Origin of the sequence: Lutimaribacter degradans (genome assembly GCF_023703375.1) — a bacterium.
Classification (GTDB): Bacteria; Pseudomonadota; Alphaproteobacteria; order Rhodobacterales; family Rhodobacteraceae; genus Lutimaribacter; species Lutimaribacter degradans.
In genome coordinates this window covers 260,012-285,346 of sequence record NZ_JAMQGO010000001.1, presented here as the reverse complement: position 1 = coordinate 285,346, position 25,335 = coordinate 260,012, and the positions used below count along the sequence as shown (strand labels likewise).

Genomic DNA, 25,335 nt, shown 5'->3' with positions numbered 1-25,335 from the left:
GGTTTTCCTCTTGCCGGAAATACCCCGGGGGAGGCGCGCGGCACGCGCGACGGGGGCAGCGCCCCCTCACCCGCAGGCTCCGCCAGGGGCCGAGATACACCGCGTCGCGGAACGCGACACCGCAGGATCAGGCGGGCGTCAGGCGCACTCGTTCAGGCGCGCGACATAGCGGGCCAAGGTGTCGATTTCCAGGTTGATACGGTCGCCCACCGCCACGTCGCCCCATGTGGTGGCTTCCTTGGTGTGGGGAATGAAGTTCACACCGAAATCACGGCCATCGACCTCGTTCACCGTCAACGAGGTGCCGTTCAGCGCAACCGAGCCCTTGGGCGCGATGAACCGTGCCAGCTCTTGCGGTGCGCGGAATGTCACGCGTGTGCTGTCACCTTCGTTGCGCAGGGCCACCACCTCGGCCACGCCGTCGACATGGCCCGACACGATATGCCCGCCCAGTTCGTCACCCACCTTCAACGCTCGTTCAAGGTTGATGCGATGCCCTTCGGCCCAGTCGGCGATGTTGGTTTTCGACACGCTTTCGGCACTGATATCCACGTCGAACCAGCCCGCGCCCTTGTCGACCACGGTCAGGCAGACGCCGTCGCAGGCGATCGAGGCGCCCAGATCGACCCGGTCCATGTCATAGCGCGATTCGATGCGCGCGCGCAGGTCGCCGCGATGCTCCAGTGCCGCGATACGGCCGATATCGGTGATGATGCCCGTGAACATGGCGTGCCCTCTTGCTTGTGCGCCCCATGACGTAGCGGCCCGCAGCCTTCAAGGCAAGCGCGTGCATTTTCCGCCTTATTCTTGCCCGACTGACGCGGTAAGACCCATTGCAGGCATGCAAGGATACTCTGGCTGGTCATGAGCGAAGGCACACCGAAAAACCGGGTTTTCCTGTTTCTGCAGGGGCCGCACGGGCCATTCTTTCACCGGCTTGGCCGGATGCTGCGCCTGACGGGCGCGCAGGTGTGGCGCGTGGGTTTCAACGCCGGCGACCGGGCGTTCTGGTTCGACCCGTCCACCTACATTCCCTTCCACGAAAAGGCCGCGGCCTGGGCCGACCGTTTCACCGCGCTGGTGGCCGAAAAGGGCGTCACCGATATCGTGCTTTACGGCGATACCCGCGCAATCCACGCCACCGCGATCGAACGGGCCCACGCGCTGGGGGTGACGGTTCATGTCTTCGAAGAAGGGTACCTGCGTCCCTACTGGGTCACCTATGAGCGCGGCGGCGCCAACGGCCATTCGCGGCTCATGCGCATGACCATCGCCCAGATGCGAAAGGCGCTTGCGCAATCGGACATGGACACCCCCGTGCCGCCGGCGCATTGGGGCGACATGCGCCAACACATCTTTTACGGCGCGCTTTACCATTGGTTCGTGATGTTCCGAAACGGCGCCTACCGCAATTTCCGTCCGCATCGCGACCTGCCGGTGACCAAGGAATTCCGCCTTTACCTGCGGCGGCTGCTGCTGATGCCCATCCACCATCTCGAGCGGCGCCTGGCCACGCGGCGCGTTCGCAATGGCGGGTTTCCCTATCATCTGGCGCTCTTGCAACTGGAGCATGACAGCAGTTTCCAGATGCACAGCCCCTTTTCCACGATGACCGAGTTTCTCGAACTGGTGATAGGCGATTTCGCCAAGGGCGCGCCGGGCCATCATCACCTGGTGATCAAGGCGCACCCGCTCGAGGATGGCCGCGTGCCCCTGCGCCACGAGATTTCCCGCCTGGCCCGACAGGCGGGGGTGCATGACCGCGTGCATTACGTGCGCGGCGGCAAGCTGGCACAATTGCTCAACGATGCCCGCTCGGCCGTCACCGTGAACTCGACCGCGGCGCAACAGGTGTTGTGGCGCGGTATCCCGCTCAAGGTGTTCGGTACGGCGGTCTATGCCAAGCCCGAATTCGTCTCGGCCCAGCCGCTTGTCCGGTTTTTCGCGCAACCCGCCCGGCCCGACCGCAAGGCCTACAAGGATTATCGTCGCTACCTGCTGGAAACCAGCCAAGTGCCCGGCGGCTTTTATTCGGCACGCGGGCGCCGGCAGTTGCTGCGCCAGGTCGTCGACATGATGCTATCGTCAGAAGACCCGTATGACGCTCTGGAATCGGGCACCGCGGCCCCGCGCCAGCATTTACGCGCCGTCACCTGATCCGTGCTTGCGAGTCCGGCAAGCAACACCTTGCCCGTGCCGAAGCAGTCCAACCGCGCGAGACGCTGGATTTTTTACACGTGCTGGGTTAGCTTCGCAAAAAAACACCGAGGCAGAACCATAACAGGTCGAGGAGACCGAGCAGTGAAACCCCAAACTTCCCGGCGGGCGAAGTCCGTCGCCCTTGTTGTCGCGGTTGCCCTTGTCGCATCTTGCAGCCTGCCACGTTCGGGCCCCAACAAACGCGAAATCTTTGCTGGCTCCGTCCTGCGTGAGGGCGACGCCTATGTCGTTTCGGTAAATGATCGCGTGACAGCCGCAACGGCCGTGGTGCCGGCACTGGGCTTTACAAGCGATTTCAAGAACGCGGGCATCCTCGGGTCTGACACGATCCGCGCGGGCGATACGCTGGGCCTGACGATCTGGGAAAACGTCGATGACGGCCTGTTGGCGGGTGAAGGCATCAATGCCACCGCGCTGGAAGAGGTGCAGGTTGACGGCACGGGGTTCATTTTCGTGCCCTACGCCGGTCGTGTCCGCGCCGCAGGCAACTCGCCCGAGGCGCTGCGCCGGATCATCACCGAGAAACTGCAAGACCAGACCCCCGAACCCCAGGTCGAGGTGCGGCGCCTGGCCGGTGACGGCGCGACGGTGTCGATCGTCGGGGCCGTGGGCGGCCAGGGCGTTTACCCGATCGAGCGGCCTACCCGCACCTTGTCGGCGATGCTGGCGGGCGCCGGTGGCGTCGCGATCGAACCGGAAATCGCACAGATCACCGTGATCCGCGGCGACAAACGCTCGAAGGTATGGCTGCAAGATCTTTACAAGCACCCGGAATTCGACATCGCGTTGCGCCCGGGCGACCGTATCTTGGTCGAAGAGGACAGCCGCGCTTTCACCGCGCTTGGTGCCACCGGCAGCCAGTCGCGCGTACCGTTCGAATCCCAGACGCTCAGCGCGATCGAGGCCATTGCCCAGGTGGGCGGCCTGTTGGCCAACGCGGCTGACCCGACCGGTGTTTTCGTGCTCCGCAACGAACCCGCGGATATCGCGAACCAGGTGCTGGGGCGCGACGATCTGCAAGGCGCACAGCGCATGGTTTACGTTCTGGACCTGACCCAGCCCAACGGCATGTTCATGGCGCGCGATTTCTCGATCCGCGATGACGACACGCTCTACGTGACCGAAGCGCCGTTCACCCAGTGGGACAAGACGATTTCGGCGCTGACCGGCTCGCTTGGTTCGGTCAACGCGGTAAGCGATCTCGCTTCGGGCAACTAGGCCCGGATGGCCGATGTGCCGAACAACAATGCAGCCGCCGGGGCCGGCCCCCGGCGGCTTTTCCATTACAACGCCGGTTTTCTGACACAGCGCCGCGTGCGCCGCATCCTGCAACTGGCGGGGTATCAACCAACGCTGGGCAAGCCCGGGCCAGATGATCTCGTGGGGGTGTGGGGCCATTCCCGCTATGCCAGCCGCGGCGAGGCAGTGGCCCGCGCGACGGGCGCTGCGCTGGTGCGAGTCGAGGATGCGTTCCTGCGCTCGCTTTACCCGGGGCGCTCGGGGGACGCGCCCATCGGGCTGATCATCGACCACGCGGGGATGCACTTCAACCCGTCCCACCCATCCGACCTGGAACGCTTGCTGCGCGATGACCCGTTGGACGATGCCGCCTTGCTGGGCCGGGCGCGCGGCGCCATCGCGCGGCTGCAAGAGGCCCACCTGACCAAGTATTGCGCGGTCGACCCCGCCGCCGCCCTGCCCGATCCGGGCTATGTTCTGGTGATCGACCAGACGCGCGGGGATGCCTCTGTCACCCACGGGATGGCCGATGCAAATTCGTTCAAGGAAATGCTGTTTCACGCCCGCGACGAGCACCCCGGCGCGCGCATCGTGATCAAGACGCACCCCGAAACCGCCGCCGGCCACCGCGCGGGCTATTTCGGGCCCGATGATCTGGACGCCCGCACAACGCTTCTGGCCGACCCGGTCAGCCCCTGGGCGCTGCTGGAGGGGGCGGTTGCGGTTTATACCGTGTCGTCGCAGATGGGGTTCGAGGCAATAATGGCCGGGCATCGCCCACGCGTTTTCGGTCGCCCCTTTTATGCCGGCTGGGACCTGACCGAAGACCTGCACGCCGTCTTGCGTCGCAACCGCAGCCTGACCCGCGCACAGCTATTTGCTGGCGCGATGATCCTTTACCCCGTCTGGTATGATCCGTTCGATGACTGCCTGTGCGAGTTGGAGCGGGCGATCGACACGCTCGACGCGCAGGCCCGCGCCTGGCGCGAGGATCGGCACGGCTGGGTCGCGCAGGGGATGCGGCTGTGGAAGCGCGGCGCGATCCAGGTTTTTTTCGGCGCGGCAAAGGGCGTGCGCTTTGCCGACACCCCGGCCAAGGCGCGCGATCTTGCCGCGAAATCGCGGGCACGGCGCATGGTCTGGGCAGCACAGGCGGATGCGAACGACGACGCCTTGCGGGTCGAGGACGGTTTTCTGCGCTCGCGCGGGTTGGGGGCGAAACTGGTGCCGCCCCTGTCGCTGGTATGCGATGACCTGGGCATTTACTACGATCCGTCACAAGCAAGCCGGCTGGAACGGCTGATCGCCGCCCGCGCCGATCTGCGCCCCGACCAGGACAATCGCGCCCGCGCCCTGATCCGCCGCATCACCGACAAGGGCCTGTCGAAATACAACCTGGGCGGCCACGCACCCGACCTGCCTGGGGGGCGGCAGATCCTGGTGCCGGGCCAGGTGGAGGATGACGCATCCATCCGGCTGGGCAGCGGCAAGGTATCGACCAACCGCGCGCTTTTGCAGGCCGCGCGCGCGGCCAACCCCGACGCGGTGATCCTGTACAAGCCGCACCCGGATGTCGAGGCCGGGCTGCGGCCCGGGAATATTGCGCCCATCGACCTGGTGGGGCTTGCCGACCGGGTGCTTGACCTGACCGATCCGGCCGCCGTGCTGCCCCATGTGGACGAGGTATGGACGATGACCTCGCTGCTGGGGTTCGAGGCCCTGATGCGCGGCGTGCCGGTGGTAACGCTGGGGGCGCCTTTCTACGCCGGATGGGGCCTGACGCGGCACCTTGGTCCCGCCCTGCCCCGCCGCACCGCGCGCCCGACGCTGGAAAGCCTGGTGCATGCAACGCTGATCGACTATCCGCGCTATCGCGACCCGGTCACGGGCCAGCCCTGCCCGGTCGAGGTTATCGTGACCCGGCTGGAACACGGCCGCCTGCCCGCGCCCGGCGTGCCGTTGCGGCTTTTGTCGAAATTGCAGGGGGTTTTTGCCAGCCAAGCCTACCTGTGGCGGCGTTAGGCCGGGGTCCGCCACCAGCGATGCAACACGTCACCACCCAGGGCGCGCGTTTCCACCAGCTTGAACCGGGGCGCCTCGGCCAGGCGTGCCACGCCCATAACGCCCACGGCGGGCCGCCCTTCGGCCCCTATGACGACACCGGCGGAAAAGCCGACCAGTTCATCCACCAGCCCCGCGGCCAGCAACGACGCGGCCAACGCGCCGCCGCCCTCGCAGAACACGCGCGTCAGCCCTGCCGTGGCCAGCTCTGACAAGACCGAGCCCGGGTCGAGTTGGCCCCCGATCACGGCGCAGGGCAGACGTTTCGCCCCGATGCCATCCCAGGCGTCGGCCAGCGGGCCGTCGGGGTCAGGGCCGTGGCACAGCCATACCGGCACCTCGCGCGCGGTGCGCGCCAGTTTCGACGATAGCGGCAAATCCAGCCGGCGCGATACCACCACGCGCACGGGCTGCCGCGCGGCGCCGATGTCGCGTACGGTCAGCGATGGATCATCGGCGCGCGCCGTGCCCGCGCCCACCATCACCGCATCATGGGTCATGCGCATCGCATGCACCGCGCGACGGGCCTGCGGGCCGGTGATCCACTGGCTTTCGCCGGTGGCGGTGGCAATGCGCCCGTCAAAGGAATTGGCCAGTTTGAGCGTAAGCCAGGGCCGCCCCTGTCCGCGCACCAGCCGGAACCCGGCCAGGTCCTGCGCCGCCCTTTCGGCCAGAACGCCGGTGTTCACGTCAATGCCCGCCGCGCGCAAAAGGGCAAGGCCCTTGCCCGCCACGCGGGGGTCGTTGTCTTCAAGCGCAACGACCACGCGCGCCACGCCTGCATCAATCAGCGCATCGGTGCAGGGCGGGGTCTGGCCGTGATGGGCGCAAGGCTCCAAGGTGACGTAAGCGGTAGCGCCTTGTGCCAGCCGGCCGGCCTGCGCCAACGCCTGCGGCTCGGCATGGGGCCGCCCGCCCGGCGCGGTCCACCCGCGCCCGACGATGCGGCCATCGCGCACGACCACGCAGCCGACCGCGGGGTTGGGCCAGGCGTTGCCCTGCCCGCGCCGCCCCAGCGAAAGGGCCAACGCCATGAATCTCGCGTCGTCCCCGGTCACTCTTTCGGGGCCGCATCCACGTCGGGGCGCAGCTCGGATACGAATTTATCGAAATCGTCGGCCGCCTGGAAGTTCTTGTAAACGCTGGCAAATCGCACGTATGCAACGGTGTCGATCCGCGCCAGCGTCTCCATCACTATTTCCCCGATCGTCTTCGACGGAATATCCGTCTCGCCCATGCTTTCAAGGCGGCGCACGATGCCCGAAATCATCTGGTCGATGCGCTCGGGTTCGACGGGCCGCTTTTGCAACGCGATGCGGATCGAGCGTTCCAGCTTGTCGCGGTCGAAATCTTCGCGGCGGCCATTCGTCTTTATCACGACAAGATCGCGCAGCTGCACCCGTTCATAGGTGGTAAAGCGCCCGCCACATGCGGGGCAAAAACGCCGGCGCCGGATCGACACGTGATCCTCGGCGGGGCGTGAATCCTTTACCTGCGTGTCTATGTTTCCGCAAAACGGGCAGCGCATTGCCGTTCCCCTTATTCTTCTGTCTCTGCCTCTGGTGGTGGCTTTGCCCCACTTATCCACAGGCACTATAGGACAGCGCCCAAGTTTTGGGTAGGGGGGAAATGCGACCCCAAGATAGGGCGTTTCTCCATCTGACACGGCGCTGCAACAGGCCGCAATGCAGGTGGCCGCAAAAGGCGAGACGCCAGCAAATCAGCCCAGATGCGCGGCCACCTGCCGGGTATGGGGCGCGTCGCGATGCTCGAACAGGTAGATGCCCTGCCAGGTGCCCAGCCGCATCCGCCCGCCCTGCACCGGGATTTGCAGGCTGACGGGCAAGAGCGCGGCCTTGATATGCGCGGGCATGTCATCGGGGCCTTCGTATGTATGGGTCAGGTAGGCCATGCCGGGGTCGGTCGTGGGCGGCACCAGACGATGAAAGAAGGCGCGCAGATCGCTCTGCACCTCGGGGTCGGCATTTTCCTGGATCAGCAAACTGGCCGAGGTGTGGCGCACCATCAGCGTCAGCACCCCGTCGCCCGTCACCCAATCGGCCACGTCGTCGGTGAATTCGTAAAGCCCCTGACCACGGGTCCGTATCTGGAATGTATGCTGCATGGGCGCAGCTTTACATCGCCATCCATGCACGGCAAGACGAGGCGCGCGATCCGTCAAAGGGCACATGCATGTTCCAGATCATCCTGACCGGGCTTCTGCCCCCGATCCTGCTGGTCGGCCTTGGCGGGGCGGTGCGGCGGCGGCTTTCGGAAAATGCCTGGGCCGGGCTGGACCGCCTGAATTTCGAGATCCTGTTTCCGGCGTTGATCTTTGTCACGGCCGCCGCGCGGCCCATTGACCCGGCCAGCCTGACGCTGATCGGGCCGCTTGTCTGGGCGATCCTGGCGCTGGGTCTGGGCCTGGGGTGGTTGGCGCGCCCGCTTGGCCCGGCGCGGTTTCTGGATTTCGCGGGCGCCTGGCAGACCGCCTGGAGGTTCAACACCGCGCTTGGTTTCGTGGTGGTGCAGGCGCTGCCCTCGACCGATCCGGCGCTGTTCTCCATCATCATCGGCATGGCGATCCCGGTGGCAAACATCTTTGCGGTGGCCGGCCTGTCACGTGGCGAGGGGCTGCGCCTTGGCCCGGCCTTGCGCAAGCTGGCGTTGAACCCGTTTCTACTGGCAAGCCTGGGTGGCGTGGCGGTGGGTGTCAGCGGGCTGACCATTCCGCAACCGGTGCTGGCGCCGGTCTCGTTGCTGGGCCAGGCGGCGATCCCCGTTGCGCTGATTTCCATCGGGGCGACGTTGAATTGGCGGGCCATGGCGAAACTCGACCGCTTTTCGGCCTGCCTTGTGACGACCAAGCTGGTGGCGCTGCCCGCGGCAGTCAGCCTGGTTGCCCTGGCTGTCGGGGCCGGGCCCGGGCTGGCGCCGGTTCTGGTGGTTTTCGCAGCCTTGCCCACGGCCTCGGCCGCGCATGTGCTGGCCGCGGGTTTCGGGGCCGACAGGCAATTGGCCGCCACCCTGATCGCGCAGGGCACGATATTGGCGGCGCTTACATTACCCGCCTGGATGGCCGTTGCCGAGATGCTGGCCCGTCAATAAAGCCAGAGCGGGTCATCGTCGAAGCAAAAGCTGGTGCGGGCCATGCCGATACTGACATTGAACCCGACCTCGCTGACCGAAAGGCCATAGCGATTGTCATCACCCGCACGGCGCCCGGGGCCGTCATCCACCACGAAGGCCACCGCGCGGCGGCCGGGGCGGGTTTGGCTGGCGCCACGGGGCGCGGCAACCGACACACGGCCCGCGACGGGCGCGCCAAGTACCGATTGCGCATAATCGGCTGCCGCGCAGAAATACTGCTGCGGTCCCGAGCCGGCACGGCCGATCACCTCGAACCGGGCGCCATCGCCCATGGGAACAACCCGCAACCCGTTGATCGCCGCGAAATCCGCCAAGGAAGGCGTCGCCGCGAACAGGGCAAGTGAGATGGCAAGACTGCGAAACATGCTCTTTCCTTTCCCGTGACAATATGGGGCTTGGCGGGCGCCTTGGCTTCACGATCGGGTGAGGGCCAGCGATTGGGCAAGGCATCCCCGGGCCGCGCAAGCGCCCGGGGGGCGACGCATCAGCTTGCCGCGGGCATTTCGGCCGCGTCGTCGATGCGCACGCCGGATTTTTCAAGCTGGCGCAGCGCGATCAGCGCGGTCTTCGTCCGCGCGCGGCGCTCGGTGCCCCAGGCGGCCTTGATCGCGGCCTGGTCGGCCTTGGGGTTTGTCTTTTTGAACTCGGCCTTCCAAAAGGCCATTGCCACCTTGCGGGCCAGCTTGCGGCGGGCCTTTTGCTCGGGTGTCATGGTTTTGCCGGTTTCGTCTGTCTTACTGTCCATGGGGGTAATCCTGTATGGGAACGCCTGCGCCACTCCGGCTGCCCCTTCACGGGGCGCAGCAAGGCGGCGCATGGAATCGGATTACGACGATGACTGCACCCGCGCCAGCAGAATTTGCACACCGTACATCAACCAAAGCGGAAAACTGCCGGACCGCAAAAAAAACCGGCCCGTATTCGGGCCGGTTCCAGCGCAATCAAGGTTGCGGTCACTGATCCAGGAAGGACCGCAGCTTGCGCGAACGTGAGGGGTGTTTCAGCTTGCGCAGGGCCTTGGCCTCGATCTGGCGAATACGTTCGCGCGTCACGCTGAATTGCTGGCCCACCTCTTCAAGCGTGTGGTCAGTGTTCATGCCGATGCCAAAACGCATCCGCAGCACGCGTTCCTCGCGCGGGGTCAGGCTGGAGAGAACCCGCGTGGTGGTTTCCTTGAGGTTTTCCTGAATCGCGGAATCCAGCGGCAGGATCGCGTTCTTGTCCTCGATGAAATCGCCAAGCTGGCTGTCCTCCTCGTCGCCGATGGGCGTTTCGAGGCTGATCGGCTCCTTGGCGATCTTCATCACCTTGCGAACCTTTTCCAGCGGCATCTGCAGCTTCTCGGCCAGTTCCTCGGGCGTGGGCTCACGACCGATCTCGTGCAGCATCTGGCGGCCGGTGCGCACCAGCTTATTGATGGTCTCTATCATGTGGACCGGGATGCGGATGGTGCGCGCCTGGTCGGCGATGGAGCGGGTGATCGCCTGCCGGATCCACCACGTCGCATAGGTCGAGAACTTGTAGCCGCGGCGATATTCGAACTTGTCCACAGCTTTCATCAGGCCGATATTGCCTTCCTGGATCAGGTCCAGGAATTGCAGGCCACGGTTGGTGTATTTCTTGGCGATGGAGATCACGAGGCGCAGGTTGGCCTCGACCATTTCCTTTTTCGCCTGCCGGGCCTCTTTCTCACCCTTCTGGACCTGCTGCACGATGCGGCGGAATTCGCTGATATCCAGGCCGACATACTGGCCCACCTGGGCCATGTCGGCGCGCAGTTCCTCGATCTTGTCGATCGACCGCTCCATCAGCATGGTCCAGCCACGGCCGGTCTTTTGCTGCATGTCGTCCAGCCAGGTCGGGTCCAGCTCGCGGCCACGATAGGCGTCGATGAACTCGCGGCGGTTGATGCGGGCCTGGTCGGCCAGCTTGACCATCGCGCTGTCGATGGACATCACGCGGCGGTTGATGCCGTAAAGCTGGTCGATCAGCGCCTCGATGCGGTTGTTGTGAAGGTGCAGCCCGTTCACCAGCTCGACGATTTCCGAGCGCAGCGACTGGTAGGTCTGCTCTTCGTTGGCCGAGAACTTGGAATCCTCGTTCAGCGTGGCCGAAATCCGGCTGTCCTGCATTTCCGACAAGCGCGCGTAATCGTCGGCGATACGGTCGAGCGTTTCCAGCACGCGCGGCTTCAACGCCGCTTCCATCGCGGCGAGGCTCATGTTGGCCTGGTCGTCCTCGTCGTCGTCGGCTTCCTTGGCGATGGGGTTGCCGTCGGCATCCAGTTCGGGCTCGTCGTCTTTCTTTTCACTGGGCGGGGCGGTCACGTTCGCCGCCTCGACGACGGGTTCCTCGTCATCGGCGTCCAACTGGTTGCCAAACGTCGCCTCAAGGTCGATCACGTCGCGCAGCAGGATGTCCTCGGACAACAATTCGTCGCGCCAGATCGTGATCGCCTGGAAGGTCAGCGGGCTTTCGCACAGGCCCGCGATCATCGTGTTGCGCCCGGCCTCGATCCGCTTGGCGATAGCAATCTCGCCCTCGCGGCTCAGCAATTCGACGCTGCCCATTTCGCGCAGATACATGCGCACCGGGTCATCCGTGCGGTCCAGCTTTTCCTGACCACCCGAGGACACGGCCACATCGCGGGTCGAGTTCGCCTCGACAACGGCGGTCGACTTGCCATCCTCGTCTTCGGCTTCTTCTTCCTCGATGATGTTGATGCCCATCTCGGAGAGCATCGACATCACGTCTTCGATCTGTTCCGAGCTGACCTGGTCGGGGGGCAGCACCTGGTTGAGCTGATCGTAGGTGATGTAGCCACGCTCACGCGCCTCGGCGATCATCTTCTTGACCTGCGTTTGGCTCATGTCGAGCGAGACTTCGGCTTCGCTGACGTCCTGCTGTGTCTCTTCGGCGTCTTTGGCTGCCATTCAATGCTCCTGCAAGCTGCGTCCGGGCTCGGCTGATTCGGTATATGATCGAATCATTAACGCGTTAGGGTGATTCGTTCACCGTTTACCGTGTCTTACTTACCTATTCCTCTCCAAAATCGCTACCGGCGGGGTTTGGTATAGGTAATCTTGTTAAGCAGCGCGTCGAATGCGCTGCGCTCATCTCGGTCCATCATCAGACCATTCGGCCCCTTGTCATAGGCGGCCTTGTCTTCTTGTTGGCTGCGCAGGGCGCGATTCCGGGCTTCGGCGGCTTCGCGCAGGCGCCATGTCAGCGCCTCGTCCGCAACCCCGCTCAATTCTTCCTCGGCCTCGGCGATCTCGGCAACCAGCCCCCTAAGGGCACTGAGCTTGCCGAATGCCTCGTCCAGCGTCAGCCTTGCCTGCTCGGCGTCACCGGGGTGGCGCACGGCAGGGCATATGGCCACATGTGGTATTCGCATGAGGTTTTCAAGGGCATCATCCCCGATCCGTGCACCCACGGCAGCCCGCGCATCGGCGCCGGGCGGCAGCGCCAGCAGCTCTGCGCGGATGGCGTCGTGGTCGCTGTCGCGGCATTCCATGCGCTCCAGTTGCGGTTCGACCTCGTCGATGACGGAAGGCGTGGCGATCAGGGTGGCCAAGATCACCGCCTCGCGGATATGGTCATCCACCCGACTGTCCGCCGCCGCCAGCAGCGAGCTTTTGGTCGAGGCCTGGGGGGTGCCGGGTGGCTGCCATTTGCGCCCCTGCCCGCGCCCGCCGTTGTTGGAACGGCGCGGGTTGAAAAGCTGCCAGCGCATCTCCTTGATGGCCTGCCCGTAATGGCTGCGAATGGATGGATCGCTGATCAGCTTGATCTTTTCGCGCAAGACCCGATCCAGCGCGGCGCGGCGTTCGGGGCTGTCGAATACCTGGCCCTCGGTTTCGCGCGCCCAAAGCAGCTGGACCATGGGCAACGCGCCATCCACCAGGTTTTGCATCGCGCCCGCGCCGCTGGCGCGGATCAGGTCGTCGGGGTCCTGGCCTTCGGGCATCAGCGCAAAACGCAGCGATTTGCCCGCTTCCAAAAGCGGCAACGCGATGTCGATCACCCGGTAGGCTGCACGCAGGCCGGCCTTGTCGCCATCAAGGGCAATCACCGGCTCGTCGGCGATGCGCCACAAAAGACGCAGCTGATCCTCGGTCACGGCGGTGCCCAGCGGTGCCACGGTAGCGCCGAACCCCGCCTGCACCAACGCGATCACATCCATGTACCCCTCGGCCACGATCAGGGTCTGGCCCTTGCCGGCAGCCTCGCGCGCGGGGCCATGCCAATACAGGCTGCGGCCCTTGTCGAACAGCTCGGTCTCTGGCCCGTTGAGGTACTTGGCCCGCGCGTTCGGGTCCATCGAGCGACCGCCAAAGGAAATGCAGCGCCCGCGCGGATCGCGGATGGGAAAGATGATGCGCCCGCGAAACCGATCGTACGGCGCGCGCCCATCATCGGGCCGTGCGGCCAGCCCCGCGTCGATGATTTTCTGCGGGTCCACGCCCCGGCCCGTCAGATGCGCGAAGAGCGCGTTGCCCTCGGGCGCGTATCCCAGTTCGAACCGCTCTTGCGCGGCAGCCTCCAGTCCCCGCCGCGCAAGGTAGTCGCGCGCCCCTGACGCCGCCTGCTGGTTGAGCGACAGGCGGAAGAAGCGCACCGCGGCCTCGGTGATCTCGGCCAGTTCACTGCGCCGGTCAGCCTTTTGGGCGGCCTGAGGGTCGCGCGCGGGCAAGGTCATTCCGGCCTCGCGCGCCAGGATCTCGACCGCCTCCATGAATTCGACATTCTCGGTTTCGCGCACAAAGGAAATCGCGTCGCCCTTGGCGTGGCAGCCAAAGCAGTAATAGAATCCCTTGCGGTCATCGACGTGGAAACTGGCCGTCTTTTCCTGGTGGAAAGGGCACGGCGCCCACATGTCACCCTTGCCCTGGTTCGATTTGCGCATGTCCCACATGACCTTGCGACCGACCACCTGGGTCAGCGAGGTGCGGCTGCGCAGTTCTTCCAGGAATCCGGGGGGTAGGCTCATGCCTTTGAATATCGGGGCTGGGGGCGCGAATGTCCAGTCGCGCCGGGCACGCGTCAGGGCTTGAAGCCGTCGCAGGCCGCGCGAAATTCTCCGGCCACGTCGCTTTCAAGCTGGTCGTCGGGCAAGGCAAAGACCCAGCCCACCAAGGGGCTGACCGCCTCGGTATAGGGCGCATCCATCCCGGCCCGGTCGCGGGTGATCTGCCGGATCGCACGATTTTCGCGCCGGCCCTCGGTGCGCAGGGACACGGCCTGGGCCACGATCTCGGTCTGTGCGGCGCAGCGCGCCGCGCGTTCGGCACCTGTTTCGGCAAGCGCCGGAAGGGAAGTTGCGGCCAGGCACAGGGCCGCCAAGGTGAAACGGGTCATTTGCATCCCCCACTCAGTCCAATCACATCGGGTTTGGCAGGGCACGGGCGCCTGCGCAAGCCTCTGCCGTTACCTGCGGGCGGCAACCCCGCGCATCGCGGCGTCCAGGTCATGCACCAGCGTCGTGGCCATCGAGCGGAACACCATCATCTGCCATGCCTGCGCCCCCACCCGCGTGATCGCCGCCTGCATATGTGCCAGTTCGGTCCGGGCCGTGGCATCCACCGCGAAAACCGCGTCGCGCAGGTCCAGCGGCGTCAGACGCGCCAGCACGTCGCGTGCCTCGGCGCCCTCGACCTGCACCACCGCCCAGGCATCGCCTTGATCCGTCAGTGCCGCGTGACGAGCCAAGGTAGGCTTGGGCGCCACCCCGACAAGCAGCGCATGGGCGTGTCCGAACCACAGGATGCGCACATGGCCCTTGACGCGGGTCTGCCCCGGCGCGGGCCCCCCCAGCCCATGCGCACGATCAAGGGCGCCCGCCAGCGTCTTTTCCTTGCCCTTGAAGGGCGCGATCGCCGTCATCGGGCCCGGATCGACCTCGGTCACCGTCACGCGGCCCGCGCTTATCGGCAACAGGCCCGCGCAAGGGGTTTTCGCAGTCAGTTCAGCCACGGGCGCGCCCTCCTTCCGGGTCAAGGACCACCGGATCGACAACCTTGCAGGTGGTTTCCACCCCGCGCACATGATCGACCATGCGGATTTCCTCGCCATGGCGCGCGCGGCCATCCTTCAGGAACCCGAGCCCCAGGAAATGCCCCAATGTGGGCGAGAATCCCACCGAGGTGATATATCCCTGATCGTTTTCGCGCACCGCCTCCTCGCCTAGGCAGAACAGGTGCGCGCCCGCGGTCAGTTGCTTGACCGCCCCTGTGGGCATCAGCCCCACCAACTGTTCGCGCCCGGGTGAAACCAGCCCTGGCCGCGCGGCCATCGCCTTGCCGATACAATCTTTTTTCGCGCTGATCATGCGCGCCATCCCGATGTCGAAAGCGGTTGTGCGGCCGTGAATCTCCGAATGGGTGATGAACCCCTTTTCGATGCGCAGCACGTTCAGCGCCTCCATCCCGTAGGCGCCGCCCCCCATTCCCTCGGCCCGTGCCACCAGCGTGCGGAACAGGCTGTCCCCAAAGCGCGCGGGCACCGCGATTTCATAGGCATGTTCGCCGCTGAACGATATACGGAACAACCGCCCCTGAACGCCCATCACCGACACCGGCCCGCACCCCATGAAGGGAAAGCTGTCATCGTCGACGGGGGTGTCGAGCAGGCCATTCAGAAGCTCGCGCGATCTGGGGCCGGCCACGGCGAATTGTGCCCATTGTTCGGTCACCGAGATGAAACTGACATCCAGGTCGGGGCGCAGCGCCTGGTGCACAAATTCCATGTGCTTCATCACCTGCCCCGCGGCAGCGGTGGTGGTGGTCATCACGAAATGATCCTCGCCCAGCCGCGCGGTGGTGCCGTCGTCCATCACGTGCCCATCCTCGCGCAGCATCAGGCCGTACCGCGTGCGCCCCACCTTGAGCGTCGAGAACATGTTGCAATACAGCATGTCCAGGAACGCGCCCGCACTAGGCCCCTGCACGTCGATCTTTCCCAATGTGGACACGTCGCAGACGCCCACTGCCTGGCGGACCATCCCCACTTCGCGGTCGCAGGATTGGCGCCATGTCTTTTCGCCCGGTCGCGGGAAATAACCGGGGCGATACCACAGCCCCGCCTCGACCATGGGCGCCCCCATTTCGACGCTGGCGGCATGGCTGGTGGTAAAGCGTTGCGGCGCAAACCCCTTGCCTTGCGCCCCTGCCCCCATCGCCGCGATGGGCACGGGCACGTAGGGCGGGCGAAAGGTGGTGGTCCCGGTTTCCGGAATACCCCGGCCCGTCGCATCGGCCAGCACCGCCAGCGCGTTCACGTTCGAGTTCTTGCCCTGGTCGGGCGCCATACCTTGCGTGGTATAGCGTTTCATGTGTTCGACCGATGTGAAGTTTTCGGTCGCGGCCAGCTTTACATCCTTCACCGTCACGTCGTTCTGGAAATCCAGCCATGCGCGGCCCTTGCCCGGCACCGCCCAAAGCGGGCGAATGCGATAGGGCGCATCCTCGGCCCGCGGCAGATCGGTCTTCCTCGCGCGCTTGCCCAGATCCTTCGCAACCGCCTTGCCCGCCGCGACCCCGGCGGCAAGGCAGGCATGGGTCGAGAAATCGCCCGCGCAGGCCCCTGCCGTTATCATCCCCGGAACCGCCCCGTCACACGGCACGAAAGCCGCCAGGTCAGGCGACCACGCGGGCCGCCGCCCCGTGTGGCAGGTCAGGTGCAGTGTCGGGTTCCAACCCCCCGAGATTGCCAGGCAGTCGGTGCGGATCTTGTCGATGCCCGACATCGTGGCGATGCTGATCGCCTCAAGCCCGCCGCGCCCATGCGCATCGGTAACCTGCGCGCCCGCGTAGCGGCGCACCGGCAGATCGGTGGTCGCCTCGGGGCGGGAATCGATCAGCGCGGCCACGTGAATGCCCGCCGCCAGCAGATCGGCCACCGTGCGATGCGCATCGTCATTGTTGCCGAACACCGTCACCGCCTTGCCCGGGCTCACGGCCCAGCGGTTCACGTAGGCGCGCAACGCGCCGGCCATCATCACGCCGGGGCGGTCATTGTTGCGAAAGGCCACCGGGCGCTCCAACGCGCCCGCCGCCAGGATCGCCCGTTGCGCATGGATGCGCCAGAAACAGGCGCAAGGCGCGTCGGAATGACCGGCCCAGTCGGGCGCGGGCCGTTCAAGCGCGCCATAGGTGCCGCCATCATAGGCGCCGGTTACGGTGGTGCGAGTCATGATCCGCACGTTGTCCATCGCGCGCAACGCCTCGACCATATCCTCCGCCCAGTCGGCGCCGGGCTGGCCTGCCACCTCGATCGTCTCGGCATTGAGCCGCCCGCCCGGGCGGGAATCCTCATCCGCCAGGATCACGTCCAGCCCGGCGCGCCCGGCCACCAGCGCCGCCATCAACCCCGCGGGCCCGGCGCCGATCACCAGCAGGTCGCAATGGGCAAAGGCCTTTTCATGATAGGCGTCATTGTTTTTGCCCGACAGCGCCCCCAGCCCGGCGGCGCGCCTTATGAACGGCTCGTACAGCCTTTCCCAAAAGGCCGCGGGCCACATGAAGGTCTTGTAATAGAACCCCGCGCCAAGGAACGGGGCCGCAAGGTCGTTGAGCGCCAGAAGATCGAAATCGAGGCTGGGCCAACGGTTCTGGCTGCGGGCCTCCAGCCCCTCGAACAGTTCCACCATCGTGGCGCGCTGGTTGGGGTCTTGCGCAGCAGCCCGGCCCAGCGTGACCAGGGCGTTGGGCTCTTCGGAGCCGGCGGTGAAAACCCCGCGCGGGCGATGATACTTGAACGATCGCCCCACCACGCGAACGCGGTTGGCAACCAGGGCCGAGGCCAGCGTGTCACCGGCAAAGCCCTCGTACTGTCGCCCATCGAAGCTGAAGCCTATCGTTTGCGTCCGGTCGATCTGGCCACCGCTTGCCAACCTCATGCCCTGCCCCCCGTGACATCACGCGCAAGCTCTGCCCCGAACACCTCGTGGGTGACGGTATCGCGGCTGACCACCAGCCACGCGCCGCAGCCCAACCCGTGAAACCACAGGTCGCGCGTCGGCCCGGCCGGGTTTTCGCGGTTGTGCAGATAGTCATCCCACGCCCCAAGCCCCGCGTCGGGCGCAGGCCGGTCCAGCGTCAGCGCATGGCCCATGTAATCGAATTCGCGGCTGTCGCGGTTGCCGCATATCGGACAGGGTATCCTCATGGGCGCACCCGCCCTGTCATCTTGCCAAGCCACGTGGCGCCAATGGCGCCTACGGCCTGCCCTTTGCGCCTAGTGCAGATTGTGTTGCGCACCTGTGCCCTCCTCGTCCATCAGGCCATGCCCGGTGCGGAACCTGTCCAGCCGCAGCTTTTCCGCCGCCGGGTGGGGGCGGTCCTGCGCGATCAGGTGCGCAAGGCAATGGCCAGCGCCCGGCACCGCCTTGAAGCCGCCATAGCACCAGCCGCAATTGAGGTAGAGCCCGGCCACATCCGTGCGGTCGATGATGGGTGAGCCATCGGGCGACATGTCCATGATGCCGCCCCAACTGCGCAGCACGCGGGCCTTGCCGATCATCGGCATCAGCGTCATGGCCGCCTCCATCACGTGCTCGGCCATGGGCAGGTTGCCGCGCGCCGCGTAAGAGGCATAGAAATCGAGATCGCCCCCGAACACCAGCCCGCCCTTGTCGGACTGGCTGATATAGAAATGCCCCATACCAAAGGTCACGACATTGTCGATCACGGGCTTCAGCCCCTCGGTGACAAAGGCCTGTAGGATATGGCTTTCGATGGGCAGCCGCATCCCCGCCATCGCCGCCACCTGGCTGGACCGGCCCGCAACCACCAACGCCACCTTTTTCGCCCGGATCGCGCCGCGGCTGGTTTGCACGCCGCGAACCTGGCCGTTCTCGATGTCGATGCCGGTGACCTCGCAATTCTGGATTATGTCGACGCCACGGCTGTCGGCCCCACGGGCATAGCCCCAGGCCACCGCGTCATGCCGCGCGGTGCCGCCGCGGCGGTGCAGAAGACCCCCATAGATCGGGAATCGGACATTGTCGAAATCGAGATACGGCACAAGGCGCCGCACACCCTCCCGATCCAGCAGTTCGGCATCGTCGCCCTGGTTGATCATGGCATTTGCCCGCCGGGCAAACGCATCGCGCTGCCCATCGGAATGGCACAGGTTCAGAACGCCGCGCTGGCTCATCATCACGTTGTAGTTAAGATCCTGCTCCAGCCCCTCCCAGAGCTTGAGAGAGTGGGAATAGAACTCGGAATTGCCAGGCAGGTTGTAGTTGGCGCGCACGATCGTGGTGTTGCGGCCCACGTTGCCCCCGCCGATATATCCCTTTTCCAGCACCGCGACATTGGCCAGACCATGTTCTTTCGCAAGGTAATAGGCGGTCGACAAACCATGCCCGCCGCCGCCGATAATCACGATGTCATAATCGGATTTCGGCGCCGGATCGCGCCAGTGCGGCCGCCACCCCCTGTTGCCGGTCAGCCCTTCTTTCAGGACGCGCAGGCCCGAAAACCGCATCTCATTCTCCTGCTTCGCCTGGTCCCGAATTGACACCCGTCACGGTCAGGTTAGCAACGGGCGGTGCCGCGGTCCGCCACGCTTTTCGACACGAACTGTTCTGTCTGCGACGGAATGTGCCGGATTCCGCCCGGCAGACCGACCGCCGGGGGACGGCGAGGCGGTCACCCCGCCCCGCAAAACCGCGCGCCTCAGATGCCCTTGGCGCGATAGCTGGCTGCCACCCGTTCGATGGCCACGATGAAACCGGCGGTGCGCATGTCGCGCACATCGTCGCGGCTGTGCCACATCTCGGACATCGACTGATAGGCGGTGCGCATCGTGTCATCCAGGCCCGAGCGAACCAGTTCAAGCTCGTCTGCGCCGCGCAGGTATTTCGTCTTGAAATCCGGCGTCATGGTCCAGGCGTCACCCAGGTAGCGATCAAGGCGCTCCAACTCGTCCACGACCAGTTGGTGACGGGCCTCTTCCTGGCGACGCTGCAACCGGCCGAAACGGATATGGCTGAGGTTCTTGACCCATTCGAAATAGCTTACCGTCACACCGCCGGCATTGGCGTAAAGATCGGGAATGATGATCGTTCCTTTCTCGCGCAAGATCTCGTCGGCGCCCGCAGTGATCGGGCCGTTGGCCGCCTCGATGATCAGCGGCGCCTTGATCCGCGCGGCATTGTCGAGCGAGATCACCCCTTCCAACGCGGCCGGGATCAGGATGTCACATTCTTCCTCAAGCACCACCGCGCCATCGGCGACATGGCGTGCATCGGGAAAGCCCGTCACACCGTCGTGGCGCACGATCCAGTCGCGTACCGCCTGCACGTTTATGCCGGCGGGGTTGAACAGCGCACCGTCGCGCTCGATGATGCCGGTGATCAACGCCCCGTCTTCCTCCGACAGGAACTTGGCGGCGTGATAGCCCACGTTGCCCAGGCCCTGCACGATCACACGCTTGCCATCAAGCTTGCCCTCCAGACCGGCCTTCTTCATGTCGTCGGGATGGCGAAAGAACTCGCGCAGGGCGTATTGAACGCCGCGACCCGTCGCCTCGACCCGGCCAGCGATACCGCCGGCATTGGGCGGCTTGCCGGTGACACAGGCGCGCGCGTTGATGTCGGTGGTGTTCATCCGCGCGTATTGGTCGGCAATCCAGGCCATCTCGCGCTCGCCCGTGCCCATGTCGGGGGCGGGCACGTTCTGGGCCGGGTGAATCAGGTCACGCTTGGCCAGTTCATAGGCAAAGCGACGGGTGATCCTTTCCAGCTCCTCCTCCTCGTATTGACGGGGATCGATGCACAACCCGCCCTTGGAGCCACCGAACGGCGTTTCGACCAGCGCGCATTTGTAGGTCATCAGCGCCGCCAGCGCCTCGACCTCGTCCTGGTTCACCTCGGGGGCATAGCGGATGCCACCCTTGACGGGTTCCATGTGCTCGGAATGGACCGAGCGGTAGCCGGTGAACGTGTGCACCTGCCCGCGCAGCCGCACGCCGAACCGCACGGTGTAGGTGGCGTTGCAGACGCGGATCTTTTCTTCCAGCCCGGGCGGCAGATCCATCAGCGCAACCGCGCGATTGAACATCAGGTCCACACTCTCGCGGAAACTCGGTTCGGCCCTGTTCGACATGTGACTTCTCCTCCCTGGCTGTTGGCGCGGGCGATGCGTAGTGTGCGCCTCTTGACCCTGCAACGCTTTCGATCACCTTAACGCCTGATCGCCACAGGTCCATGGGGTCGGGCGAATTCTGTCGCGGCGGCTGAATGTGCAAGGATACGGGATGATAAACCCGACCTGCGCCATATTGCCTTGGCCCAGGCCACAATGATTCAATTTGGCCACATTTCAGACCCGATTCTGGACAAACATCCTAGCCATAAGTGAACCCGACCGCCGTAGCTCCGCCCGGAGTCTGATTCGGTCATTTGTGGTGAAGAGAGGTGCTGGATATGGCAGACGGGTTCAAAGGAAAGGGCGCAGGCAGCGCGCGCCGATTGTATCCCGACCGTGCGGCATTGCGCTTCTTCCGTCGTTTTCACAAGGAAGAAGACGGCGTGATGCTGGTCTTTTCAATCATGGTCTTGATGATGATCCTGCTGATCGGCGGGATCGGCGTCGATCTGATGCGCCACGAGATGACGCGCACACGCCTGCAAGCGACGCTGGACCGCGCTGTGCTGGCCGCTGCCGATCTTGACCAGCCTCTCAACCCCACCGGCGTGGTCGAGGATTACTTTGCCAAATCCAACATGGCCGACTACCTGACCAACGTCACCGTGCGCGAAGGCATAAACTTTCGCAACGTCGAAGCCAGCGCCGCGGCCGAGATGAAGACGACCCTCATTCACATGGCAGGCATCAAGACGCTGACCGCCCCAGCGCATGGCGCCGCCGAAGAGCGGATCGCCAATGTCGAAGTGTCGTTGGTGCTGGATATCTCGGGCTCGATGGCGAACAACAACAAGATGGCCAACATGCAGTCGGCAGCGCGCCGCTTCATCGACACGGTGCTGCGCGGTGACGACAATGACAACGTCTCGGTCTCGCTGGTGCCGTATTCCGAACACGTCAATATCGGTGAAGACCTGTTCAGCCTGATCGATACCAAGCATTTCCACGATTACTCGTATTGCGTGGAAGTACCCGACGGGCACATGCAGCAAACCTGGCTGAACCAGGGCCACCAGTTCGACCAGGCCCAGCATTTCCAGTGGAATTTCGACGGCTGGAACAACGATCGCTCCAACACGATCTGCCCGCGCTTTGATTATGAAACCGTCACCACCTTCAGCCGCAACGCCAGCGCCCTCAAGGCGCAGATCGACCAGTTCCGCCCCCGTGCCGGCACGTCGATCTTCCTGGGCATGAAATGGGGCGTCGCCCTGCTCGACCCGGAGTCGAACAACATCGTTCAGGGCATGGTCGGCAAGGGCAAGGCAGACTCGGTTTTCGCGGACCGCCCCAAATCATTTACCGATCACGAGACGCTGAAAACCGTGATCCTGATGACGGACGGCAAGAACGACTATTCCCACCGGATCGCGCCCTGGTACTATCGCAATGATAGCCACTACGTGCACTGGAACCGCTACAATTTCTGGTGGTACCTCAACTACGAAGTGCGCAAGCATCACTACAACAACTGGTACCGCGAGTATTACAACCCCACGACGGGCGATGCGCTGACCCATCACATCTGCGAGGCGGCCAAGACGAATGGCATCATCATCTGGTCGATCGGTTTCGAAGTCGACGACCACGGCGCCGACGTGATGCGCGATTGCGCCTCTTCACCCAGCCACTTCTTCCGGGTGGAAGGCATTGAAATCCGCGAGGCGTTCGAAGCGATCGCACGCCAGATCAACCAGCTGAGGCTGACGCAATGATACGCCGGCTCGACGCATACCTGCACCGCTTGCGCCGCGGCGAGGACGGGACCGTGACGACAGAATTCGTCATCATGTTTCCGCTCTTCATCTTCCTGACGCTGGCAGGCATCGAGATGGGGATCATCGCCGTGCGCCAGGCCACCCTGGAGCGGGCGGTAGACCTGACGGTGCGCGATATCCGCCTGGGCACCGGCACGGCCCCGCAGCATGACGAGATCAAGGATCTGATCTGCGCCCGCTCTGCGATGGTGCCTGATTGCAAGACCAACCTGCGGCTGGAAATGATCCGGGTCGACCCGAGAAATTTCACCGCCCCGCCGGCGGTGCCCGACTGCACCGACCAATCCGAAGAGGTGAACCCGGTCCGCCAATTCTCGAACGGGCTCGACAACGAACTGATGATCCTTCGCGCCTGTGCCAAGTTCAAGCCTTACTATCCGCTCAGCGGGATCGGGAAAGAACTGAACAAGGACAATGCGGGCTATGCCGCCATCACGGCGACGACCACCTTTGTCCAGGAACCGAGGTAACGGCGATGTGGCTTGAGCGTATGAAAACCGGCCTGCGCGGTTTCCGCGATGACCTGCGCGGTGTCGTGGCCGTTGAAAGCATCATCGTGTTGCCGCTGCTGTTCTGGGCGCTCTTGGCGATGTACGCGTTTTTCGATGCCTATCGCCAGGCCGGCCTGAACATCAAGGCGGCCTACACGATCGGCGATCTGCTGTCGCGGGAAACCAATTACGTCACCGACGACTACCTCGACACCACGCACCAACTGTTCGACCTGATGACCCGGTCACAGTCGAACTCGAAATTGCGGGTGACCGTGGTCAAGTGGAACGAAAGCGACCAGCGATACCAGCGCGACTGGTCGAAAACGCGCGGCGGCATCCCCGAACTGACCAACACCGATGTCAAGAACCTGGCCGAGAAACTGCCCGACATGCCGGATGGCGAGCGGGTGATCGTGGTCGAGACCTGGGCAAGGTACGCCCCGCCCTTCAAAGTCGGCATCGACGAGCAGGATCTTTACAATTTCGTCTTTACCCGCCCGCGTTTCGCGCCACAGCTTGTCTGGAAAGACGGCATCTGACGGTCACGGGCGCCGCGCCTCTCAATGCCGGTCATCCAGCGTGATCTGGATCGCGTCGGCCATGGCCCGCGCCATGTGCCCCGAGGGCACACCCCCGACCGCCAGCCGGTTGCCCCAGCGCCACCAAAGACCGGGTTGCCAGGCCGGCGCGGCCGATGATTTCAGGCGCAGCACGAAACCATTCGATGGCTTGAAGGCGAACATGCCCCGCTCTACCCCCGCCATTTCATCAACCCGCGCCAGCACCCGGCCGCGGTCATCGCGCAAATCCTCGGGCGTCAGCAGTAACACGGCATCGGTGGCGCGATAGACGCGCCCGGCGAATAGCAACGCCGCCACGCCCATCAAGGCCAGTATCGCCCGCCAAAAGACGCCGCCGGGCGCCTCGGCCACGGCCAGCCAAAGCAGCGTCACCCCAAGCCCGGCAACGATCACCACGCTCGACAGTCGCCGCCCCATCGAACAGGCCACTTGTGCCACAACAGTTTCCGACATCTGGCCGCTCCTTTTCATTCAAACCCGATGTGCCCCGCCTTTCGGCCGCGGTCAACGCCCCGCGGCTGCCCGCCGGGCCCAAGCGGCCCGCTTGGCACGGGTAATTGCGCATGTGCAATCGATAAAGGGCTGCGCCTGTCAGGCCGCCACGGCCTTGCGCACCATGTCCCAATAGATGGTTTCGACCTCGTTGACGCTCAGCCGGCCGGCAGGGCGATACCAAGTGGTAACACCTGTCAGCATGGCGATCACCGCAAGCGTCGCGATCTTGCTGTCGGCGACGGCAAACAGCCCCGCCGCCACGCCATCGCGCAGGATGCCCTCCAACTCGTCCTCGTAGCGGCGGCGCAGCGCTTCGATGGTTTCGAAATTCTCGGGGCTCAGGTTGCGCAACTCCATGTAGGACACGAACACCGCGTCGGGCCGCTCAAGGTGGAACCGGATGTGGAACCGCGTGAATTCCTCAAGGCGTTCCAAAGGCCCGCCATGTTTGCCGCGCTGCGCACGCTCGGCCAAGAGCGCGTCCATGTGTCCGCGCATCAGGTCCAGCAACAATGTCTGTTTGTCCGGTGTGTAGTTGTAAAGTGCACCCGCTTGAACGCCCACCTCTGCCGCGATCTGCCGCATAGAAACAGCGGCAAAGCCGTGGCGCGCGAACAGCTTTAGCGCCGCGTCATGGACGCGGGGACCAGTGGTTTGCGAGTGGGAGCCTGCGGTGCGCGCCATGCGCACAGGTTAACTGAACACCTGTTCAGATAAAAGCCCCAGCTTGCCTTGCGCGCGCTATCGGGGCATGACTGGAGCAACCACGACAGCGGAGACCGCCTTGCCCCTTTTCCTGCGCGCCCTGCCCCTTGTGCTGGCTGGACTGGCCGGTTGCACACAGTTTCCCGAACTGGACTATCGCGCCGAGGATCTGGACCCTTACGCGCCCTACCCCGCGCTGGTGCCGGTCGAGCCGTTGCTGGCACAGTCGGGCCAATCACGCGTGACCGACGAGGACGCACCGGCGCTGCGCGCCCGCGTGGCCGCGCTGCGCGCAAGGGCCGCGCAGTTGCAGCGCACGACTATCGACAGCGACACGCGCGATCGCATGAACCGGGGTGTGGCGCGCTGACCGCGCCACCGAGCCAGGCGCGCGCAAAATTCCGAAACCCGCGTTGCATGACCCTGCCAATCTGGATACATCCCTCCAGACCATGAA

Annotated in this window: 24 protein-coding genes; 8 read left to right on the top strand and 16 right to left on the bottom strand. The window is 64.8% G+C overall.

From position 1 onward, the window contains the following. Positions 1 to 138: 138 nt before the first annotated feature. Positions 139 to 726, bottom strand: coding sequence for a riboflavin synthase (locus tag M8744_RS01420; protein ID WP_251408268.1), 588 nt, complete (start codon positions 724 to 726; stop codon positions 139 to 141). Positions 727 to 864: 138 nt separating this feature from the next. Here M8744_RS01420 and M8744_RS01415 point away from each other — a divergent pair, with 138 nt between their 5' ends. The 3 genes from M8744_RS01415 to M8744_RS01405 all read left to right on the top strand — a co-directional run bounded on the left by M8744_RS01415 (position 865) and on the right by M8744_RS01405 (position 5,481). Further along, a complete protein-coding gene (locus M8744_RS01415) occupies positions 865 to 2,157 on the top strand; it encodes a capsule polysaccharide biogenesis protein (protein WP_251408265.1) in 1,293 nt (430 codons plus the stop codon). A gap of 144 nt (positions 2,158 to 2,301) precedes the next feature. After that, positions 2,302 to 3,438 (top strand): polysaccharide biosynthesis/export family protein, encoded by a 1,137-nt coding sequence (locus M8744_RS01410; protein WP_251408262.1) that lies wholly within the window; start codon positions 2,302 to 2,304, stop codon positions 3,436 to 3,438. A gap of 6 nt (positions 3,439 to 3,444) precedes the next feature. After that, positions 3,445 to 5,481, top strand: coding sequence for a capsule polysaccharide biogenesis protein (locus tag M8744_RS01405; protein WP_251408259.1), 2,037 nt, complete (start codon positions 3,445 to 3,447; stop codon positions 5,479 to 5,481). Here the strand turns inward: M8744_RS01405 and ribD are convergent. The 3 genes from ribD to M8744_RS01390 all read right to left on the bottom strand — a co-directional run bounded on the left by ribD (position 5,478) and on the right by M8744_RS01390 (position 7,645). Beyond that, positions 5,478 to 6,578: a bifunctional diaminohydroxyphosphoribosylaminopyrimidine deaminase/5-amino-6-(5-phosphoribosylamino)uracil reductase RibD gene (gene ribD / locus M8744_RS01400; RefSeq protein WP_252409357.1), complete on the bottom strand. Its 1,101-nt coding sequence runs from the start codon at positions 6,576 to 6,578 to the stop codon at positions 5,478 to 5,480. The genes M8744_RS01405 and ribD overlap by 4 nt on opposite strands. Then, positions 6,575 to 7,048 carry a transcriptional regulator NrdR gene (gene nrdR, locus M8744_RS01395; protein WP_251408253.1) on the bottom strand — a complete coding sequence of 158 codons (474 nt, stop codon included), beginning with the start codon at positions 7,046 to 7,048 and terminating at the stop codon, positions 6,575 to 6,577. The genes ribD and nrdR overlap by 4 nt, the downstream gene beginning before the upstream one ends. 192 nt (positions 7,049 to 7,240) lie before the next feature. Further along, positions 7,241 to 7,645, bottom strand: coding sequence for a secondary thiamine-phosphate synthase enzyme YjbQ (locus M8744_RS01390; RefSeq protein ID WP_251408251.1), 405 nt, complete (start codon positions 7,643 to 7,645; stop codon positions 7,241 to 7,243). Here M8744_RS01390 and M8744_RS01385 point away from each other — a divergent pair. Beyond that, the gene (locus M8744_RS01385) at positions 7,633 to 8,628 is read left to right on the top strand and encodes an AEC family transporter (protein WP_251408248.1); all 996 of its coding nucleotides are present in this window, start codon (positions 7,633 to 7,635) and stop codon (positions 8,626 to 8,628) included. The two genes, M8744_RS01390 and M8744_RS01385, sit on opposite strands and share 13 nt — an antisense overlap. On the opposite strand, the gene M8744_RS01380 is transcribed toward M8744_RS01385, so the two are convergent. The 10 genes from M8744_RS01380 to M8744_RS01335 form a co-directional block, all read right to left on the bottom strand. Continuing rightward, positions 8,622 to 9,035, bottom strand: coding sequence for a hypothetical protein (locus tag M8744_RS01380; protein WP_251408245.1), 414 nt, complete (start codon positions 9,033 to 9,035; stop codon positions 8,622 to 8,624). The two genes, M8744_RS01385 and M8744_RS01380, sit on opposite strands and share 7 nt — an antisense overlap. Before the next feature lie 119 nt (positions 9,036 to 9,154). After that, the gene (locus M8744_RS01375; protein ID WP_251408242.1) at positions 9,155 to 9,415 is read right to left on the bottom strand and encodes a hypothetical protein; all 261 of its coding nucleotides are present in this window, start codon (positions 9,413 to 9,415) and stop codon (positions 9,155 to 9,157) included. Between the two features lie 208 nt (positions 9,416 to 9,623). Further along, positions 9,624 to 11,603: an RNA polymerase sigma factor RpoD gene (gene rpoD, locus M8744_RS01370; RefSeq protein ID WP_251408239.1), complete on the bottom strand. Its 1,980-nt coding sequence runs from the start codon at positions 11,601 to 11,603 to the stop codon at positions 9,624 to 9,626. Between the two features lie 122 nt (positions 11,604 to 11,725). Continuing rightward, positions 11,726 to 13,663 (bottom strand): DNA primase, encoded by a 1,938-nt coding sequence (gene dnaG, locus M8744_RS01365; RefSeq protein WP_251408236.1) that lies wholly within the window; start codon positions 13,661 to 13,663, stop codon positions 11,726 to 11,728. A gap of 53 nt (positions 13,664 to 13,716) precedes the next feature. Further along, on the bottom strand, positions 13,717 to 14,031 hold the full coding sequence (locus M8744_RS01360; protein ID WP_251408233.1) for a DNA primase: 315 nt from the start codon (positions 14,029 to 14,031) through the stop codon (positions 13,717 to 13,719). A 69-nt stretch (positions 14,032 to 14,100) separates the two neighbouring features. Then, on the bottom strand, positions 14,101 to 14,646 hold the full coding sequence (locus M8744_RS01355) for a sarcosine oxidase subunit gamma (RefSeq protein ID WP_251408230.1): 546 nt from the start codon (positions 14,644 to 14,646) through the stop codon (positions 14,101 to 14,103). Further along, on the bottom strand, positions 14,639 to 17,569 hold the full coding sequence (locus tag M8744_RS01350) for a sarcosine oxidase subunit alpha family protein (protein WP_251408227.1): 2,931 nt from the start codon (positions 17,567 to 17,569) through the stop codon (positions 14,639 to 14,641). Before M8744_RS01350 ends, M8744_RS01355 begins: the two co-directional genes overlap by 8 nt. After that, positions 17,566 to 17,838, bottom strand: a complete 273-nt coding sequence (locus M8744_RS01345) for a sarcosine oxidase subunit delta (RefSeq protein WP_251408225.1) — start codon at positions 17,836 to 17,838, stop codon at positions 17,566 to 17,568. Before M8744_RS01345 ends, M8744_RS01350 begins: the two co-directional genes overlap by 4 nt. A 69-nt stretch (positions 17,839 to 17,907) precedes the next feature. Continuing rightward, a complete protein-coding gene (locus tag M8744_RS01340) occupies positions 17,908 to 19,161 on the bottom strand; it encodes a sarcosine oxidase subunit beta family protein (RefSeq protein WP_251408222.1) in 1,254 nt (417 codons plus the stop codon). A 191-nt stretch (positions 19,162 to 19,352) separates the two neighbouring features. Next, the gene (locus M8744_RS01335) at positions 19,353 to 20,783 is read right to left on the bottom strand and encodes a Glu/Leu/Phe/Val family dehydrogenase (RefSeq protein ID WP_251408219.1); all 1,431 of its coding nucleotides are present in this window, start codon (positions 20,781 to 20,783) and stop codon (positions 19,353 to 19,355) included. 320 nt (positions 20,784 to 21,103) lie between these two features. Between M8744_RS01335 and M8744_RS01330 the strand changes: the two genes are divergently transcribed. Genes M8744_RS01330 through M8744_RS01320 form a run of 3 tightly spaced genes read left to right on the top strand, consistent with a single transcriptional unit; the run spans position 21,104 to position 23,636 of the window. Beyond that, the gene (locus tag M8744_RS01330; RefSeq protein ID WP_251408216.1) at positions 21,104 to 22,540 is read left to right on the top strand and encodes a pilus assembly protein TadG-related protein; all 1,437 of its coding nucleotides are present in this window, start codon (positions 21,104 to 21,106) and stop codon (positions 22,538 to 22,540) included. Positions 22,541 to 22,593: 53 nt separating this feature from the next. Continuing rightward, a complete protein-coding gene (locus M8744_RS01325) occupies positions 22,594 to 23,073 on the top strand; it encodes a TadE/TadG family type IV pilus assembly protein (protein WP_251408214.1) in 480 nt (159 codons plus the stop codon). A gap of 5 nt (positions 23,074 to 23,078) precedes the next feature. Continuing rightward, entirely contained in the window at positions 23,079 to 23,636 is a 558-nt protein-coding gene (locus M8744_RS01320) for a TadE/TadG family type IV pilus assembly protein (RefSeq protein ID WP_251408211.1), read from the top strand. Between the two features lie 21 nt (positions 23,637 to 23,657). Here M8744_RS01320 and M8744_RS01315 read toward each other — a convergent pair whose 3' ends face one another. Together M8744_RS01315 and M8744_RS01310 are read right to left on the bottom strand one after the other, a co-directional pair. Continuing rightward, entirely contained in the window at positions 23,658 to 24,131 is a 474-nt protein-coding gene (locus M8744_RS01315; RefSeq protein ID WP_251408209.1) for a hypothetical protein, read from the bottom strand. 138 nt (positions 24,132 to 24,269) lie between these two features. Then, positions 24,270 to 24,857, bottom strand: a complete 588-nt coding sequence (locus M8744_RS01310) for a TetR/AcrR family transcriptional regulator (protein ID WP_251408206.1) — start codon at positions 24,855 to 24,857, stop codon at positions 24,270 to 24,272. A gap of 67 nt (positions 24,858 to 24,924) precedes the next feature. Between M8744_RS01310 and M8744_RS01305 the strand changes: the two genes are divergently transcribed. Beyond that, positions 24,925 to 25,248 carry a hypothetical protein gene (locus M8744_RS01305; RefSeq protein ID WP_251408203.1) on the top strand — a complete coding sequence of 108 codons (324 nt, stop codon included), beginning with the start codon at positions 24,925 to 24,927 and terminating at the stop codon, positions 25,246 to 25,248. Positions 25,249 to 25,335 lie beyond the last annotated feature (87 nt).

Bases quoted from the DNA above. Each gene is read 5' to 3' on its own strand.
- M8744_RS01420 (WP_251408268.1), bottom strand. From the start codon at position 726: ATGTTCACGGGCATCATCACCGATATCGGCCGTATCGCGGCACTGGAG.
- M8744_RS01415 (WP_251408265.1), top strand. From the start codon at position 865: ATGAGCGAAGGCACACCGAAAAACCGGGTTTTCCTGTTTCTGCAGGGG.
- M8744_RS01405 (WP_251408259.1), top strand. From the start codon at position 3,445: ATGGCCGATGTGCCGAACAACAATGCAGCCGCCGGGGCCGGCCCCCGG.
- nrdR (WP_251408253.1), bottom strand. From the start codon at position 7,048: ATGCGCTGCCCGTTTTGCGGAAACATAGACACGCAGGTAAAGGATTCA.
- M8744_RS01385 (WP_251408248.1), top strand. From the start codon at position 7,633: ATGTATGCTGCATGGGCGCAGCTTTACATCGCCATCCATGCACGGCAA.
- M8744_RS01390 (WP_251408251.1), bottom strand. From the start codon at position 7,645: ATGCAGCATACATTCCAGATACGGACCCGTGGTCAGGGGCTTTACGAA.
- M8744_RS01380 (WP_251408245.1), bottom strand. From the start codon at position 9,035: ATGTTTCGCAGTCTTGCCATCTCACTTGCCCTGTTCGCGGCGACGCCT.
- M8744_RS01375 (WP_251408242.1), bottom strand. From the start codon at position 9,415: ATGGACAGTAAGACAGACGAAACCGGCAAAACCATGACACCCGAGCAA.
- rpoD (WP_251408239.1), bottom strand. From the start codon at position 11,603: ATGGCAGCCAAAGACGCCGAAGAGACACAGCAGGACGTCAGCGAAGCC.
- dnaG (WP_251408236.1), bottom strand. From the start codon at position 13,663: ATGAGCCTACCCCCCGGATTCCTGGAAGAACTGCGCAGCCGCACCTCG.
- M8744_RS01360 (WP_251408233.1), bottom strand. From the start codon at position 14,031: ATGACCCGTTTCACCTTGGCGGCCCTGTGCCTGGCCGCAACTTCCCTT.
- M8744_RS01350 (WP_251408227.1), bottom strand. From the start codon at position 17,569: ATGAGGTTGGCAAGCGGTGGCCAGATCGACCGGACGCAAACGATAGGC.
- M8744_RS01345 (WP_251408225.1), bottom strand. From the start codon at position 17,838: ATGAGGATACCCTGTCCGATATGCGGCAACCGCGACAGCCGCGAATTC.
- M8744_RS01340 (WP_251408222.1), bottom strand. From the start codon at position 19,161: ATGCGGTTTTCGGGCCTGCGCGTCCTGAAAGAAGGGCTGACCGGCAAC.
- M8744_RS01335 (WP_251408219.1), bottom strand. From the start codon at position 20,783: ATGTCGAACAGGGCCGAACCGAGTTTCCGCGAGAGTGTGGACCTGATG.
- M8744_RS01330 (WP_251408216.1), top strand. From the start codon at position 21,104: ATGGCAGACGGGTTCAAAGGAAAGGGCGCAGGCAGCGCGCGCCGATTG.
- M8744_RS01320 (WP_251408211.1), top strand. From the start codon at position 23,079: ATGTGGCTTGAGCGTATGAAAACCGGCCTGCGCGGTTTCCGCGATGAC.
- M8744_RS01315 (WP_251408209.1), bottom strand. From the start codon at position 24,131: ATGTCGGAAACTGTTGTGGCACAAGTGGCCTGTTCGATGGGGCGGCGA.
- M8744_RS01310 (WP_251408206.1), bottom strand. From the start codon at position 24,857: ATGGCGCGCACCGCAGGCTCCCACTCGCAAACCACTGGTCCCCGCGTC.
- M8744_RS01305 (WP_251408203.1), top strand. From the start codon at position 24,925: ATGACTGGAGCAACCACGACAGCGGAGACCGCCTTGCCCCTTTTCCTG.